A 13,126-nucleotide genomic window follows, 5' to 3' on the forward strand; every position below is an offset into this window, starting at 1 on the left:
TTCTATGAGTACGACGCCGGCCGTCGCCGAGGATCTGATCGTTCTCGGCAAGATTGTTTCGGTGCACGGCGTCAAGGGTGAAGTGAAGGTGTACTCCTTTACCGATCCCATCGATAACGTGCTCGATTACCGCCACTGGACGCTCAAGCGTGACGGTGAGGTAAAGAAAGTGGAATTGGCCAGCGGCCGCCTGCAAGGCAAGGTGCTGGTAGCCAAGTTGAAGGGTCTGGATGATCGCGAAATTGCGCGTACCTACGCCGGTTTCGAGATCTGCGTGCCGCGTAGCGAGCTGCCGGACCTTGATGATGGCGAGTTCTACTGGTACCAGTTGCAGGGCTTGAAGGTCATCGATCAGGCGGGGCAGTTGCTCGGCATGGTCGACCATCTGTTCGAGACCGGTGCCAACGATGTGATGGTGGTCAAGGCTTGCGCAGGCAGCCTGGATGATCGCGAGCGTCTGCTGCCCTACACGGACCAGTGCGTGCTTTCGATCGATCTGGCCGCTGGCGAGATGCGGGTCGACTGGGATGCGGATTTCTAAGGCTCATGCGCGTAGAAGTTATCACCCTGTTCCCGGAAATGTTCGCCGCCATCGGCGAGTACGGCATCACCAGTCGTGCGGTCAGGCAGGAGCTGCTCAAGCTCAACTGCTGGAACCCGCGGGACTACACGACGGATCGCCACCATACGGTGGATGACCGCCCCTTCGGCGGTGGTCCGGGGATGGTGATGAAGATCAAGCCTCTCGAGGACGCTTTGGCTAATGCCAGGCAGGCCGCGGGGGAGACGGCGAAGGTGATCTACCTGTCGCCGCAGGGGCGTAGTCTGAATCAGGCTGCGGTCCGCGAGCTGGCGCAGGAGGATGCATTGATCCTGATCGCCGGTCGTTATGAAGGCATCGACGAGCGTTTCATCGAGACGCATGTCGATGAGGAATGGTCGATTGGCGACTACGTCCTGTCCGGCGGTGAGCTGCCGGCCATGGTGCTGATCGATGCGGTGACGCGCCTTTTGCCTGGTGCATTGGGTCATGCCGATTCGGCCGAGGAGGACTCCTTTACGGATGGCCTGCTCGACTGCCCGCACTACACCCGCCCGGAGGTGTATGCGGATAAACGTGTTCCCGAAGTGTTGCTTAGTGGCAACCACGAACACATCCGGCGCTGGCGTTTGCAGCAGTCCCTTGGTCGGACCTGGGAACGCCGCGCTGATCTTCTGGATAGCCGCTCGCTTTCTGGAGAAGAGAAGAAGCTGCTGGAGGAATACATCCGCCAGCGGGACGATAGTTAACGTATCGATGGCAGGCCGGGAGGCTTGTCTTAGGAGCGAAGCATGACCAACAAGATTATCCAGATGCTCGAAGCCGAGCAGATGAACAAAGAAATCCCGACTTTCGCACCGGGCGACACCGTTGTCGTGCAAGTGAAAGTGAAGGAAGGCGACCGTCAGCGTCTGCAGGCTTTCGAAGGCGTCGTGATCGCCAAGCGTAACCGCGGTCTGAACAGCGCTTTCACCGTGCGCAAGATCTCCAGCGGTGTTGGCGTCGAGCGTACCTTCCAGACCTACTCGCCGCTGGTCGACAGCCTGAGCGTCAAGCGTCGCGGTGACGTACGCAAAGCCAAGCTGTACTACCTGCGCGACCTGTCCGGCAAAGCCGCGCGCATCAAGGAAAAGCTGTCCTAAGTTCGGACGCTTCTCTGGAAAAGCAGCCTACGGGCTGCTTTTTTCGTTTCTGGCGTCCAGTAATCATGAGTAGTAGTGGCATGACTCCAAGAGAGCAAGAAATCCAGCGGCGCATCGCGCTATCGGAAACCCGCGTGACCAAGGCGGTGTTTCCGCCGACTACCAATCACCACAACACCCTGTTCGGCGGCACCGCGCTGGCCTGGATGGACGAAGTGTCGTTCATCGCCGCCACGCGCTTCTGTCGCCTGCCGCTGGTGACGGTGTCCAGCGATCGGATCGACTTCAAGCATGCGATACCGGCCGGCTCGATCGTCGAGCTGATCGGGCGGGTGATCAAGGTCGGCAATACCAGCCTCAAGGTGGAGGTCGAGGTATTCGTCGAGGGGCTGTATCAGGAAGGACGTGAGCGGGCGATCAGCGGTAGCTTCAGTTTCGTCGCTGTCGATGAGCAGCAAAAGCCCGTGCCGGTCTTGCCAGGCTTCGTTAGCTAGTCAGCTGCCTGCCTGATTGTCAGGCTGGTCTGCTGGTGCGTCGGGTGCAGGCTGTGGAACACTTGCCTGCCCTGTAATTGAAGGTCACTCGATGCCTGCGCTGACTCACCCTCTAATCGAGCGCTTCCTTGAGGCGCTGTGGCTGGAAAAGGGGCTCTCGGCCCACACTCAGGCTGCCTACCGCAGCGATCTGGAACACTTCAATGCCTGGCTCGATGCGCGCGGCCTGGCGCTGCAGCACATTGGTCGCGATGCCATTCTCGATCACCTGGCCTGGCGTCTCGAGCAGGGCTATCAGGCGCGCTCCACGGCGCGCTTTCTCTCCGGGGTGCGCGGTTTCTACCGTTTCCTGCTGCGTGAAACGCTGATCAGTGAAGACCCAACCTTGCAGGTCGAGCTGCCGCAGATCGGTCGCCCTTTGCCCAAGTCGTTGTCCGAAGCGGATGTCGAGGCGCTGCTGCAGGCGCCGGATCTGGATGACCCCATTGGCCTGCGTGATCGCGCCATGCTCGAAGTTCTGTATGCCTGCGGCTTGCGCGTCAGCGAGCTGGTGAGCCTGACGCTGGAGCAGGTCAATCTGCGCCAGGGCGTGTTGCGGGTGTTCGGCAAGGGCAGCAAGGAGCGTCTGGTGCCGCTGGGCGAGGAGGCCATCGCCTGGATCGAGCGTTACATGCGCGAGGCGCGCCCGCTGTTGCTCGGCGGCAAGCCCAGTGATGTGCTGTTCCCCAGTCTGCGTGGCGAGCAGATGACCCGGCAGACCTTCTGGCATCGCATCAAGCACCAGGCGCAGGTCGCCGGTATCAGCAAGGCGCTGTCGCCGCATACCTTGCGTCATGCCTTCGCCACGCATCTGCTCAATCACGGCGCCGACCTGCGCGTGGTGCAGATGCTGCTGGGTCACAGCGACCTGTCCACTACGCAGATCTACACGCATATCGCGCGTGCCCGCCTGCAGGAGCTGCATGCGCAACACCACCCGCGTGGCTGACTGGCCATAAACGAAACCCCGTCACCGTTGCCGGTGGCGGGGTTTCGCTGCGCTTGGCGAGCGGCTCGGGGCGATCAGCTCTGCAGTGTGCAGGCGCTGGAAAGCTGCTCGTAGCTGAGGGTTTCCACCTCACCCGTACTGTTGCGGTAGGTCATCTGCGCCGTGACCACTTCGCACTGGGCGCTATTGGGCACGTCGATGGAAATCACCTTGGCGATATCCAGGTTCTGGCCGTAGTGGTAGGGCGTGGCCTCGGCGCTGTGGGCGAGGGTGGTGAGCGACGCGCTGAGAGCGATGGCGGTCAGAGCGTTGGCGAACAGGGTGCGGGTTTTCATGGTGATTCTCCTCTTGAGCCGCGCTCGGGCTATGGCCGCGAGCGCTGACTGCTATCTGTCAGACGATGGTCAAAGTGACGTCGATGTTGCCGCGGGTGGCGTTGGAGTACGGGCAGACGATGTGCGCGCGATCCACCAGGGTTTGCGCGGCGTCGCGCTCCAGGCCGGGCAGGCTGATGCGCAGTTCCACTTCGATGCCGAAGCCGGTGGGGATGGCGCCGATGCCGACGGTGCCTTCGATGAAGGTGTCAGCCGGGATGCTCAGCTTGTCGCGGGCGGCGACGAATTTCAGGGCGCCGAGAAAGCAGGCGGAGTAACCGGCGGCGAACAGTTGTTCCGGGTTGGTGCCGTTACCGCCGGCGCCACCGAGTTCTTTCGGGGTGGTCAGGGCGATGTCGAGGATGCCGTCGGAGGAGACGGCGCGGCCTTCACGGCCACCAAAGGCTTCAGCGGTTGCACGGTAGAGAACGTTTTCGATAGTCATGGCGGTGATCCTTTTAGGTAATGTGGTGATGGAGTGGTTCGCTAATGTCTTGCGCGCTAACCGTTTCCATAGGGCGAACTGTAGTGTGCAAAACATTAGTTCGCAAGATAAATATACGGATCTTTTTGCTATATGCCTTAAGGTTATTGGAATAAGGCTTGGAAGGCCGCGTCCCGGTTGTGGGTGTGGCCGTTGGTGCTGGCGAGGCTTATGCGTCGTCTGCTACCTGATCGGCTGTCTGGCGCGCCATCTGTGGTAGGCTGTAGCGATTTTCACCGGTCCGTCGTTCGACAGGAGTGTTCATGTCCCTGACCCGTATTTCCATTGCTCTGGCGCTCATGCTGGGCAGTAGCGTCACGCTGGCTGCCGACCCCGATCAGGTCATTCGTCAGTCACTGAAGTCGCTCGACGCCAGCCTGCCGATCGAGGCCATTGCCGAGAGCCCGATGCCCGGTGTCTATCAGGTTCAACTGGAAGGCGGTCGTCAGCTTTACACCAGCGCTGATGGCCAGTTCCTGATTCAGGGCTATCTGTTTCAGGTCAAGGACGGCAAGGCTGTGAACCTGACCGAGATCGAAGAAAGCCGCGCCGTGGCTAAGCAGATCAACGCCATTCCGGCCAAGGAAATGGTGGTGTTCGCGCCGAAGGCGCCGAAAACCCATATCACCGTGTTCACCGATACCGACTGTGGCTATTGCCAGAAACTGCATAGCGAAGTGCCGGAGCTCAATCGTCTGGGTGTCGAAGTGCGTTATGTCGCCTTCCCGCGTCAGGGCCTGAACAGCCCGGCGGCCAAGGAGCTGGTCAGCGTCTGGTGCGCCAAGGATCAGCAGGACGCGATGAATCGCGCCAAGACTCGCCAGGGGGTGGCCGATGCTTCCTGCGACAACCCGGTGGCCAAGCAGTACCAGCTCGGTCAGATGATCGGGGTCAATGGCACGCCGGCCATCGTTCTGGCCAACGGCAAGATGATTCCGGGCTACCAGCCGGCGCCACAGTTGGCCAAAATAGCTTTGGAGTCAAACGACTGAGCGCGGATTGACTAACAAACAGCCGCTTCGTAAGGTGCGGCTCTTTATCTGCGGCCGGGGCATGCTCCGGCCGTTTCGTGCAGTGCTGATGGGGAATTGAGTGTGAAGCCGGTCAAAGTGGGCATCTGTGGGTTGGGCACCGTTGGTGGCGGTACGTTGAATGTACTCAAGCGCAATGCCGAGGAGATTACTCGGCGCGCCGGTCGCGGCATCGAGATTGCCCAGATTGCCATTCGTTCGCCCAAGCCGCAGTACGACACCACCGGCATTGCCATGACCAGCGACGTGTTCGAGCTGGTCAACAACCCCGAGATCGACATCGTTATCGAGCTGATCGGCGGCTACACCCTGGCCAAGGAGCTGGTGCTCAAGGCCATCGACAATGGCAAGCATGTGGTCACTGCCAACAAGGCGCTGATCGCCGTGCACGGTAACGAGATCTTCGCCAAGGCGCGCGAGAAGGGCGTGATCGTCGCTTTCGAAGCGGCTGTGGCCGGCGGCATCCCGGTGATCAAGGCGATTCGCGAAGGCCTGTCGGCCAACCGCATCAACTGGCTGGCCGGCATCATCAATGGTACCGGCAACTTCATCCTCACCGAGATGCGCGAGAAGGGCCGTGCCTTCGAAGACGTGCTCAAGGAAGCGCAGGCGCTGGGTTATGCCGAGGCCGACCCGACCTTCGACGTAGAAGGCATCGATGCCGCGCACAAGCTGACCATTCTGGCGTCCATCGCCTTCGGCATCCCGCTGCAATTCGACAAAGCCTACACCGAGGGCATCACCAAGCTGACCACGGTCGACGTGAACTATGCCGAGGCGTTGGGCTATCGCATCAAGCACCTGGGTGTCGCTCGCCGCACCGATGCAGGCATCGAGCTGCGCGTGCACCCGACGCTGATTCCGGCCGATCGCCTGATCGCCAACGTCAACGGCGTGATGAATGCAGTGATGGTCAACGGCGATGCGGTTGGCAGCACCCTCTATTACGGTGCCGGTGCCGGCATGGAGCCGACCGCTTCGGCGGTGGTGGCCGACCTGGTGGACGTGGTACGTGCGCTGACCACCGATCCGACCAACCGTGTGCCGCACCTGGCCTTCCAGCCGGATTCGCTGTCCGATCACCCGATTCTGCCCATCGAGGAGTGCGAGAGCGCCTATTACCTGCGCATCCAGGCCAAGGATCATCCGGGTGTGCTGGCGCAGGTGGCGAGCATCCTCTCCGAGCGCGGCATCAACATCGAGTCGATCATGCAGAAGGAAGTCGAGGAGCAGGACGGTCTGGTGCCGATGATCCTCGTGACCCACCGTGTGGTCGAGGCGCGTATCATCGAGGCCATCGCCGCCATGGAAGCGCTGGATGGCGTGACCTCGCCGGTCGTGCGTCTGCGCGTCGAACAGCTCAACTAATCCCGTGTCCACCCGCAGGCCTCTGGTCTGCGGGGGCTGCAGAACGAAGGTTTATCCCATGCGCTATATCAGTACCCGCGGCCAGGCGCCGGCCCTGAATTTCGAAGACGTGCTGCTGGCTGGTCTGGCCAGCGACGGTGGCCTCTACGTGCCGGAGAATCTGCCGCGCTTCACCGTCGAGGAAATCGCTTCCTGGGCGGGCCTGCCCTATCACGAGCTGGCCTTCCGGGTGATGCGCCCGTTCGTTGCCGGTTCCATCGCCGATGCCGACTTCAAGAAGATCCTTGAAGAAACCTACGGGGTGTTCGAGCACAATGCTGTCGCGCCGCTGCGCCAGCTCAACGGCAACGAGTGGGTGCTGGAGCTGTTCCACGGCCCGACCCTGGCGTTCAAGGATTTCGCCCTGCAACTGCTCGGCCGTCTGCTCGATCACGTACTGGCCAAGCGCGGTGAGCGTGTGGTGATCATGGGGGCGACCAGCGGCGACACCGGTTCGGCGGCCATCGAAGGCTGCAAGGCCTGCGACAACGTCGACATCTTCATCATGCACCCGCACAACCGCGTGTCCGAGGTGCAGCGCCGGCAGATGACCACCATCCTTGGCGACAACATCCACAACATCGCCATCGAAGGCAACTTCGACGACTGCCAGGAGATGGTCAAGGCCAGCTTCGCCGACCAGGGCTTCCTCAGGGGCACGCGTCTGGTAGCGGTCAACTCGATCAACTGGGCGCGGATCATGGCCCAGATCGTCTACTACTTCCACGCTGCGCTGCAGCTCGGCGCGCCGGCGCGTTCCATCGCCTTCTCGGTGCCGACCGGCAACTTCGGCGACATCTTCGCCGGCTACCTGGCGCGCAACATGGGCCTGCCGGTCAGCCAGCTGATCGTCGCCACCAACCGCAACGACATCCTGCACCGCTTCATGAGCGGCAATCAGTACGTCAAGGAAACCCTGCACGCGACGCTGTCGCCGTCCATGGACATCATGGTCTCGTCCAACTTCGAGCGCCTGCTGTTCGATCTGCACGGCCGCAACGGTGCGGCCATCGCCAGTCTGATGGACAGCTTCAAGCAGGGCGGCGGTTTCAGTGTCGACGAAGATCGCTGGGTCGAGGCGCGCAAGTTGTTCGATTCGCTGGCAGTGAACGACGAGCAGACCTGCGAGACCATCACCGAGGTGTACAGGGAGTGCGGCGAATTGCTCGACCCGCATACCGCCATCGGTGTGCGTGCTGCGCGTGAGTGCCGCCGCAGCCTGGCCACGCCAATGGTGGTGCTGGGTACCGCGCATCCGGTCAAGTTCCCCGAGGCGGTGGAAAAGGCTGGGATCGATGCCGTGCCGGCGCTGCCGGCGCACCTGACTGATCTGTTCCAGCGCGAAGAGCGTTGCACGGTGTTGGCCAATGATCTGAAGACCGTGCAGCAGTTCGTCGCGGCTCATGGTAATCGCGGCAAACCGCTCTGAGGTTTCTGCTTCGACGCAACCGGCGCCCTTGTGGCGCCGGTTTCGTTTGTGTGCGGCTCAAAGGGCGAAGATCAGAGCCAGAAGCGCCATCAGGATGATCAGGATCAGCCAGGTCAGGGCGTTAAGGCGGCTGGCGCGGACAACGGCAGCGCCGCGCAGGTGCACGGGTGGATCGTCCTCCAGGTACTGATCGATACGGCGTTCGGCTTCCTTCTGGTCGTTTGCCAGGTATTCGCTCAGCAGGTCGATTGCTGCCTGGCGTTGATTGGCATGCAGCAGTTGGCGTACAGCCGGTGGGAGTTCATTCATGGCGCTGCCTGTCTCCTGGGTTGGCTGAGTAGGGATCTTAACTGCGACCCGGTTGGCGCTTTTTTCCGTGCGTAATGAAAGCGCCTGATGTTTAATCCGACACTTCGCGAATGGAAGCGTTTTGCTCGAATCATGGATGAGCCTGAGTGCCTGCCTCTCCTCTTTCCCATTTCTGTGCATGCTTCGGCGTTTTGTGCCGAGGATGACTCCTGCGCGCTGATCTGACGAACGGCATCACATTTATTACATGTGATTACTTTACGGTTCACATGTAAGGATCTAGGCTGCGATTCATGGACAACAAATCATCAGCCCATTACCAGCGTCTTTATCGTCAGCGTCTGCGTGAGCAGGGGTTGGTCAAGAAGGAAGTCTGGATCTTGCCCGAGCATGCGCCATTGTTGGTCGCGTTCGAGCGCAAACTGCGCCAGCCACAGTCGCTGCTGGCTTCGATGGAGAAGGAGGAGGGTATGAGCATGCCTCAAGTTTGGACCGCCCAGGCGCTGCATGAAGCGCTGGCGGCAACGGAACTGTTCCAAAGTGGTCAGGCCGGCATCGAGCTGATTCAAGGCGCTGACGCCAGCCTGCACATCACCATGCGTGAGTACGGCGACCTGCCGCTGTTCATCGCCGTGTTCGGTGAGCAGATCATCGTCGAGGCGCTGCTCTGGCCGGCAGCGGACGTCAAGGATGCGGCGGCCTTCAACGAAGAGGTACTGCGTACCCACAAGCTGTTCCCGCTGTCGTCCATCGGCCTGGAAAAAATGGGCGATGGGCGCGATTGCTACACCATGTTCGGTGCGCTGAGTTCGTCCTCGACCCTGTCCGACGTGGTGTTCGAGATCGAGCTGTTGGCGGACAACGTGATCAAGGCCACCGAAGCCTATGAAGGCTTCCTCAAGACCAGTGCCTGAGAGGAGAGAAGACGATGAATGTCTGGAGCAAAATGCTGACGGCGCTGCGTGGCGGCGCCAATGAAGTGGGTGAGGCGGTGGTCGATAGCCAGGCCCTGCGCATCCTCGATCAGGAAATCCGTGACTCCGATGTCGAGCTGCGCAAGTCCAAGGAAGCGCTGGCCGAGATCATGGCCAAGCAGAAGCTGGCCAGCGACAAGGTGAACAAGAGCGCGGCGAGCATTGCCGAGTACGAACAGTACGCGCTGAAGGCGCTGGACGCGGGCAACGAAACCCTGGCCAAGGAAGTCGCCGAGAAGATCGCCAACCTGGAAGTCGAGCAGGCCAGCGAACGTGAGCAGGCCGAAGGTTTCGCCGCCAGCGTGGCGCAACTGCGCAAGGCCGTGACCCAGGCCGAGGGCAATATCAAGCGCCTCAAGCAGCAGGTGGATACGGTCAAGGCCACCGAAAGTGTGCAGAAGGCGCAAATGGCCGTGGCCCAGCGTTATGGTGGCTCGCAGGCCAAGCTGCAGACGGCGGTCGAGTCGCTCGAGCGGATCAAGCAGAAGCAGGCCGAGCGTGCGGCGAAGATGGAGGCTTCGGCCGAACTGGCTGCCACCAGTGCGCCGGACGATTCGCTGGAAGCCAAGCTGCGCGCGGCTGGCATCAAGGCCGACAACGCCAGTGCCGACAGCGTGCTGGCGCGCCTGAAGGACAAGTCCAAGGCTTGAATGATGCGGGGCGTTCGCGCCCCGTTTCCCTACATCAGGGAAAGGAATAAATGGAACTCTTCCTGCAGACAGCGCTGTCATTCCCCACCGCCATCTACAGCTTTCTGCTGTGCGTGGCGGTCATCTACTGGCTGGTGGTTGCCGCCGGCCTGCTCGAGGTCGACTTGCTCGACGTCGAAGCCGATTCGGTGATGGAAGGCAGCGGCCAGACCGAAGGCCTCGCCGGCCTGCTCTACAAACTCAAACTCGATGGCGTACCGGTCACCCTGGTGCTGACGCTGCTGTTCTTCTTTGCCTGGTTCGCCTGCTACTTCATCGAGCTATGGCTGTTGCGTCACCTGCCGTTGGGCATTGTGCGTTACCCGCTGGGGCTGGTGGTCATCGCTGGCGCCTTCGTGCTGGCTGCACCGCTGTGCGCGGTGATCTGTCGGCCGCTGCGGCCGCTGTTCCACAAGGTCGAGGCGATCAGCAGCAAGTCGGTGCTGGGCCAGGTGGCCGTGGTGCGCAGTGGTCGTGTCACCACCAGTCATGGTGAGGCGGTGCTGGAAGATGGCGGCGCTGGTTTGATCCTGCGGGTACGTGCCGATGAGGCGCTGGGCTTCAAGCGCGGCGACCGCGTCGTGTTGCTCGAATACCTGGCGGCCGAACATGCCTATCGCGTCATCACCGAAGAAGAATTTCGAGGCGTCTAGCCTCTGCCGACCATCCGTACGTAACAGAGGGCAGGCAGGGTATGCCGAACCTGCCTGCACAACTAGCAAAGGAGTAAAGCTGTAATGGAAAACGTCATTCCCTTCATCGTCGGGGCAGGGCTGGTCGTCCTCTTCATCATCGCCCTGATTGCCCTGTTCAAGGCCTTCTACATCAAGGTTCCACAAGGCACTGCGCTGATCGTCAACGACATGAGCTCGACGCCCAAGGTGCACTTCACCGGCTCGCTGGTATACCCGGTGATCCACCTCAAGGAGTTCATGAAGATCTCCCTGATCACTCTGGAAGTCGACCGTCGCGCCAAGGACGGTCTGATCTGCCGCGACAACATGCGTGCCGATATCACCGTGGCCTTCTACCTGCGTGTCAACGAGACTCAGGAAGACGTGCTCAAGGTGGCCAAGGCCATCGGCGTGGAGCGTGCCTCCGACCGCTCAGCGGTCAACGAACTGTTCAACGCCAAGTTCTCCGAAGCACTTAAGACTGTCGGCAAGCAGTTCGACTTCGTCCAGCTGTTCGAGAATCGTCAGGAGTTTCGTGATCGTATCGTCGAGGTGATCGGCAACGATCTCAACGGTTACGTGCTCGAAGACGTGGCCATCGACTACCTGGAGCAGACGGCCAAGCACTCGCTTGACCCGAGCAACATCCTCGACGCCGAAGGTATCCGCAAGATCACCGAGCTGACCGCTGCGCAGAACGTCATCACCAACGAGCTGGAGCGCAACGAAGAGCTGGCGATCAAGAAGAAGAACGTCGAAACCCGCGAGGCGACCCTGTCGCTGGAACGCCAGCAGGCCGATGCCGAAGCACGCCAGAAGCGCGAGATCGAGACCATCCGTGCCCGCGAGGAAGCGGAAACCCTCAAGGTACGCGAGGAAGAACGCCTGAAGGCCGAACAGGCCCGCATCCAGACCCAGCAGGAGCTGGATATCCGCGCCGAGAACCATCAGCGCGAAGTCGAGGTGGCCCAGCAGAATCGCCAGCGAGCCGTAGTCATCGAGGTGGAGAAAGTCACCCGCGCCAAGGACCTGGAAGTGGTCGCCCGCGAGCGCGAAGTCGAACTGCAGCGCATCGAGAAGGAAAAGGCGCTGGAAGAAGAGCGCAAGAACATCGCTGGCGTGATCCGCGAGCGCGTCGCAGTCGAGAAGACCGTGGCCCAGGAAGAAGAGCGCATCAAGGAAGTGCGTGAAGTCTCCGAGGCCGAGCGCCTCAAGCAGGTCACCGTGCTCAATGCCCAGGCCGAAGCCGAGCAGGAGCTGGTGCGCCAGGTCAAGCAGGCTGAAGCCGACGAAACCCGTTCCAAGCACAAGGCTGTGGAAATCAACAACCTGGCCCAGGCCGAGCTGGAAGCAGCGGCCAAGAGCGCCGAGGCCAAGAAGAAACTGGCCGAAGGTATCGAAGCCGAGCGCGCCGCACCTGGCCTGGCCGATGCGCGCGTGCGTGAAGTCACCGCTGCGGCCAAGGAGAAGGAAGGCCTGGCCGAGGCTCGCGTGCAGGCCGAGCGTCTGATCGCCGAAGCCAAGGGCGAGCAGGAGAAAGGCCTGGCGCAGGCGCGTGTCATCGAAGCGCAAGCGGCGGCCAAGGAAAAAGACGGCCTGGCCGACGCCAAGGTGCTGGAAGAGAAGCTCGGCGCCCAGGCGCGCGGTGAAGAGCAACTTGGCACCGCCAAAGCCAAGGCGACTCAGGATCTGGGCATGGCCGAAGCGCAGGTGCTGCTGGAGCGCCTGAACGCCGAAGCCGAAGGTCTGGGCAAGAAGTTCGGCGCGCTGGATGCACTGAGCGACAACGCGCGTGCTCACGAAGAGTTCCGCATGCAGCTGGAGAAGAGCTTCGAGGAGGCCATGGCCGCCATCGCCGCCAACAAGGAAATTGCCAAGGATCAGGCCGAGGTGCTGGCCACCGCGCTGGCCAAGGCGAAGATCGAGATCGTCGGTGGCGAGGGCGACTTCTTCAACTCCTTCGCCAAATCGCTGTCGGTGGGCAAGGCCATTGAAGGCGTGGTCGGCAAGAGCCCGGTGGTGCAGGACGTGCTGTCGCGTCTGCTGGCTGGCAAGGCCGCTCCGGCCGCACCGGTGGTTGCACCGAGCGCAGGCCCGGAGCAAGCCTGAGCGCCCTGTCTGTAGGGTGGGCTGCCGCCCACCATTGCTCACTGTGGTAGGGGCTTCAGCCGCCCCCGCCACATGACCACCTAATTTCGACCAATCAGGGAATATGAGATGTCAGAGTCAAGAGATTATCTGGAGATGACCTTCCGCTCGATCCAGTGCTTCAGCAATGACGGTCGCCTGGATGCGCAGGAGCTCAAAGCGCTGCTGGAAATTGCCGAGCGAGACGGCGTGATCGACGATAACGAGGTGCGGGTGCTGCGCAAGATCATCGCCCAGGTGCGCCCGGAAGAGATCGATGCGGCGCTGCGCGACAAGATCGCCATCGTCGAGCAGAAGATCGGCGTATAGCAAGGCCTGCTCACCCTACCAACACTCGCAGTTTGTAGGGTGGGCTTCAGCCCACCACGTCGGCCATAGATAGTGGGTTGAAGTGGGCGCCCGGGGCCACCCTACGCGGATGCCGCCCAGCCCAACCTGCCAG

16 protein-coding genes are annotated in these 13,126 nt (G+C 61.5%); 13 read left to right on the forward strand and 3 right to left on the reverse strand.

Going from position 1 to position 13,126, the window contains the following annotated elements:
* The first annotated feature begins 4 nt into the window (after positions 1-4).
* From rimM to xerD, 5 genes are all read left to right on the forward strand, one after another.
* Positions 5-541, forward strand: coding sequence for a ribosome maturation factor RimM (rimM, locus tag BLS08_RS05090; RefSeq protein WP_090336176.1), 537 nt, complete (start codon positions 5-7; stop codon positions 539-541).
* A gap of 5 nt (positions 542-546) precedes the next feature.
* A complete protein-coding gene (gene trmD / locus BLS08_RS05095; protein WP_090336177.1) occupies positions 547-1,290 on the forward strand; it encodes a tRNA (guanosine(37)-N1)-methyltransferase TrmD in 744 nt (247 codons plus the stop codon).
* A gap of 42 nt (positions 1,291-1,332) precedes the next feature.
* Entirely contained in the window at positions 1,333-1,683 is a 351-nt protein-coding gene (rplS, locus tag BLS08_RS05100) for a 50S ribosomal protein L19 (protein ID WP_003246155.1), read from the forward strand.
* A gap of 80 nt (positions 1,684-1,763) precedes the next feature.
* Entirely contained in the window at positions 1,764-2,177 is a 414-nt protein-coding gene (locus BLS08_RS05105; RefSeq protein ID WP_090336178.1) for an acyl-CoA thioesterase, read from the forward strand.
* Between the two features lie 91 nt (positions 2,178-2,268).
* Positions 2,269-3,165: a site-specific tyrosine recombinase XerD gene (gene xerD, locus BLS08_RS05110; RefSeq protein ID WP_090336180.1), complete on the forward strand. Its 897-nt coding sequence runs from the start codon at positions 2,269-2,271 to the stop codon at positions 3,163-3,165.
* Positions 3,166-3,239: 74 nt separating this feature from the next.
* Here the strand turns inward: xerD and BLS08_RS05115 are convergent, their stop codons facing one another.
* Entirely contained in the window at positions 3,240-3,500 is a 261-nt protein-coding gene (locus BLS08_RS05115; RefSeq protein WP_090336182.1) for a DUF2790 domain-containing protein, read from the reverse strand.
* Positions 3,501-3,558: 58 nt separating this feature from the next.
* A complete protein-coding gene (locus tag BLS08_RS05120) occupies positions 3,559-3,984 on the reverse strand; it encodes an organic hydroperoxide resistance protein (RefSeq protein ID WP_090336184.1) in 426 nt (141 codons plus the stop codon).
* 302 nt (positions 3,985-4,286) lie between these two features.
* Here BLS08_RS05120 and BLS08_RS05125 point away from each other — a divergent pair, with 302 nt between their 5' ends.
* The 3 genes from BLS08_RS05125 to thrC all read left to right on the forward strand — a co-directional run bounded on the left by BLS08_RS05125 (position 4,287) and on the right by thrC (position 7,890).
* Positions 4,287-5,015, forward strand: a complete 729-nt coding sequence (locus tag BLS08_RS05125) for a thioredoxin fold domain-containing protein (protein ID WP_090336185.1) — start codon at positions 4,287-4,289, stop codon at positions 5,013-5,015.
* A 102-nt stretch (positions 5,016-5,117) separates the two neighbouring features.
* Positions 5,118-6,422 carry a homoserine dehydrogenase gene (locus tag BLS08_RS05130; protein ID WP_017675128.1) on the forward strand — a complete coding sequence of 435 codons (1,305 nt, stop codon included), beginning with the start codon at positions 5,118-5,120 and terminating at the stop codon, positions 6,420-6,422.
* A 58-nt stretch (positions 6,423-6,480) separates the two neighbouring features.
* Complete coding sequence (gene thrC / locus BLS08_RS05135) at positions 6,481-7,890, forward strand: threonine synthase (RefSeq protein ID WP_017675127.1); 1,410 nt, start codon at positions 6,481-6,483, stop codon at positions 7,888-7,890.
* 57 nt (positions 7,891-7,947) lie between these two features.
* On the opposite strand, the gene BLS08_RS05140 is transcribed toward thrC, so the two are convergent.
* Positions 7,948-8,199 carry a hypothetical protein gene (locus BLS08_RS05140; RefSeq protein WP_017675126.1) on the reverse strand — a complete coding sequence of 84 codons (252 nt, stop codon included), beginning with the start codon at positions 8,197-8,199 and terminating at the stop codon, positions 7,948-7,950.
* Positions 8,200-8,492: 293 nt separating this feature from the next.
* Between BLS08_RS05140 and bacA the strand changes: the two genes are divergently transcribed.
* The 5 genes from bacA to BLS08_RS05165 all read left to right on the forward strand — a co-directional run bounded on the left by bacA (position 8,493) and on the right by BLS08_RS05165 (position 12,993).
* On the forward strand, positions 8,493-9,113 hold the full coding sequence (bacA, locus tag BLS08_RS05145; protein ID WP_017675125.1) for a biofilm formation regulator BacA: 621 nt from the start codon (positions 8,493-8,495) through the stop codon (positions 9,111-9,113).
* A 14-nt stretch (positions 9,114-9,127) separates the two neighbouring features.
* A complete protein-coding gene (locus BLS08_RS05150; protein ID WP_017675124.1) occupies positions 9,128-9,823 on the forward strand; it encodes a PspA/IM30 family protein in 696 nt (231 codons plus the stop codon).
* Positions 9,824-9,873: 50 nt separating this feature from the next.
* The gene (locus BLS08_RS05155; protein WP_017675123.1) at positions 9,874-10,515 is read left to right on the forward strand and encodes an OB-fold-containig protein; all 642 of its coding nucleotides are present in this window, start codon (positions 9,874-9,876) and stop codon (positions 10,513-10,515) included.
* Positions 10,516-10,599: 84 nt separating this feature from the next.
* On the forward strand, positions 10,600-12,645 hold the full coding sequence (locus BLS08_RS05160) for a flotillin family protein (RefSeq protein ID WP_017675122.1): 2,046 nt from the start codon (positions 10,600-10,602) through the stop codon (positions 12,643-12,645).
* A gap of 108 nt (positions 12,646-12,753) precedes the next feature.
* Positions 12,754-12,993, forward strand: a complete 240-nt coding sequence (locus BLS08_RS05165; protein ID WP_026088396.1) for a hypothetical protein — start codon at positions 12,754-12,756, stop codon at positions 12,991-12,993.
* Positions 12,994-13,126: the final 133 nt, after the last annotated feature.

Source organism: Ectopseudomonas chengduensis (assembly GCF_900102635.1).
Classification (GTDB): Bacteria; Pseudomonadota; Gammaproteobacteria; order Pseudomonadales; family Pseudomonadaceae; genus Aquipseudomonas; species Aquipseudomonas chengduensis.

Coding starts and splice junctions, on each gene's coding strand:
- rimM (WP_090336176.1), top strand. CDS start 5: ATGAGTACGACGCCGGCCGTCGCCGAGGATCTGATCGTTCTCGGCAAG.
- trmD (WP_090336177.1), top strand. CDS start 547: ATGCGCGTAGAAGTTATCACCCTGTTCCCGGAAATGTTCGCCGCCATC.
- rplS (WP_003246155.1), top strand. CDS start 1,333: ATGACCAACAAGATTATCCAGATGCTCGAAGCCGAGCAGATGAACAAA.
- BLS08_RS05105 (WP_090336178.1), top strand. CDS start 1,764: ATGACTCCAAGAGAGCAAGAAATCCAGCGGCGCATCGCGCTATCGGAA.
- xerD (WP_090336180.1), top strand. CDS start 2,269: ATGCCTGCGCTGACTCACCCTCTAATCGAGCGCTTCCTTGAGGCGCTG.
- BLS08_RS05115 (WP_090336182.1), bottom strand. CDS start 3,500: ATGAAAACCCGCACCCTGTTCGCCAACGCTCTGACCGCCATCGCTCTC.
- BLS08_RS05120 (WP_090336184.1), bottom strand. CDS start 3,984: ATGACTATCGAAAACGTTCTCTACCGTGCAACCGCTGAAGCCTTTGGT.
- BLS08_RS05125 (WP_090336185.1), top strand. CDS start 4,287: ATGTCCCTGACCCGTATTTCCATTGCTCTGGCGCTCATGCTGGGCAGT.
- thrC (WP_017675127.1), top strand. CDS start 6,481: ATGCGCTATATCAGTACCCGCGGCCAGGCGCCGGCCCTGAATTTCGAA.
- BLS08_RS05140 (WP_017675126.1), bottom strand. CDS start 8,199: ATGAATGAACTCCCACCGGCTGTACGCCAACTGCTGCATGCCAATCAA.
- bacA (WP_017675125.1), top strand. CDS start 8,493: ATGGACAACAAATCATCAGCCCATTACCAGCGTCTTTATCGTCAGCGT.
- BLS08_RS05150 (WP_017675124.1), top strand. CDS start 9,128: ATGAATGTCTGGAGCAAAATGCTGACGGCGCTGCGTGGCGGCGCCAAT.
- BLS08_RS05155 (WP_017675123.1), top strand. CDS start 9,874: ATGGAACTCTTCCTGCAGACAGCGCTGTCATTCCCCACCGCCATCTAC.
- BLS08_RS05160 (WP_017675122.1), top strand. CDS start 10,600: ATGGAAAACGTCATTCCCTTCATCGTCGGGGCAGGGCTGGTCGTCCTC.
- BLS08_RS05165 (WP_026088396.1), top strand. CDS start 12,754: ATGTCAGAGTCAAGAGATTATCTGGAGATGACCTTCCGCTCGATCCAG.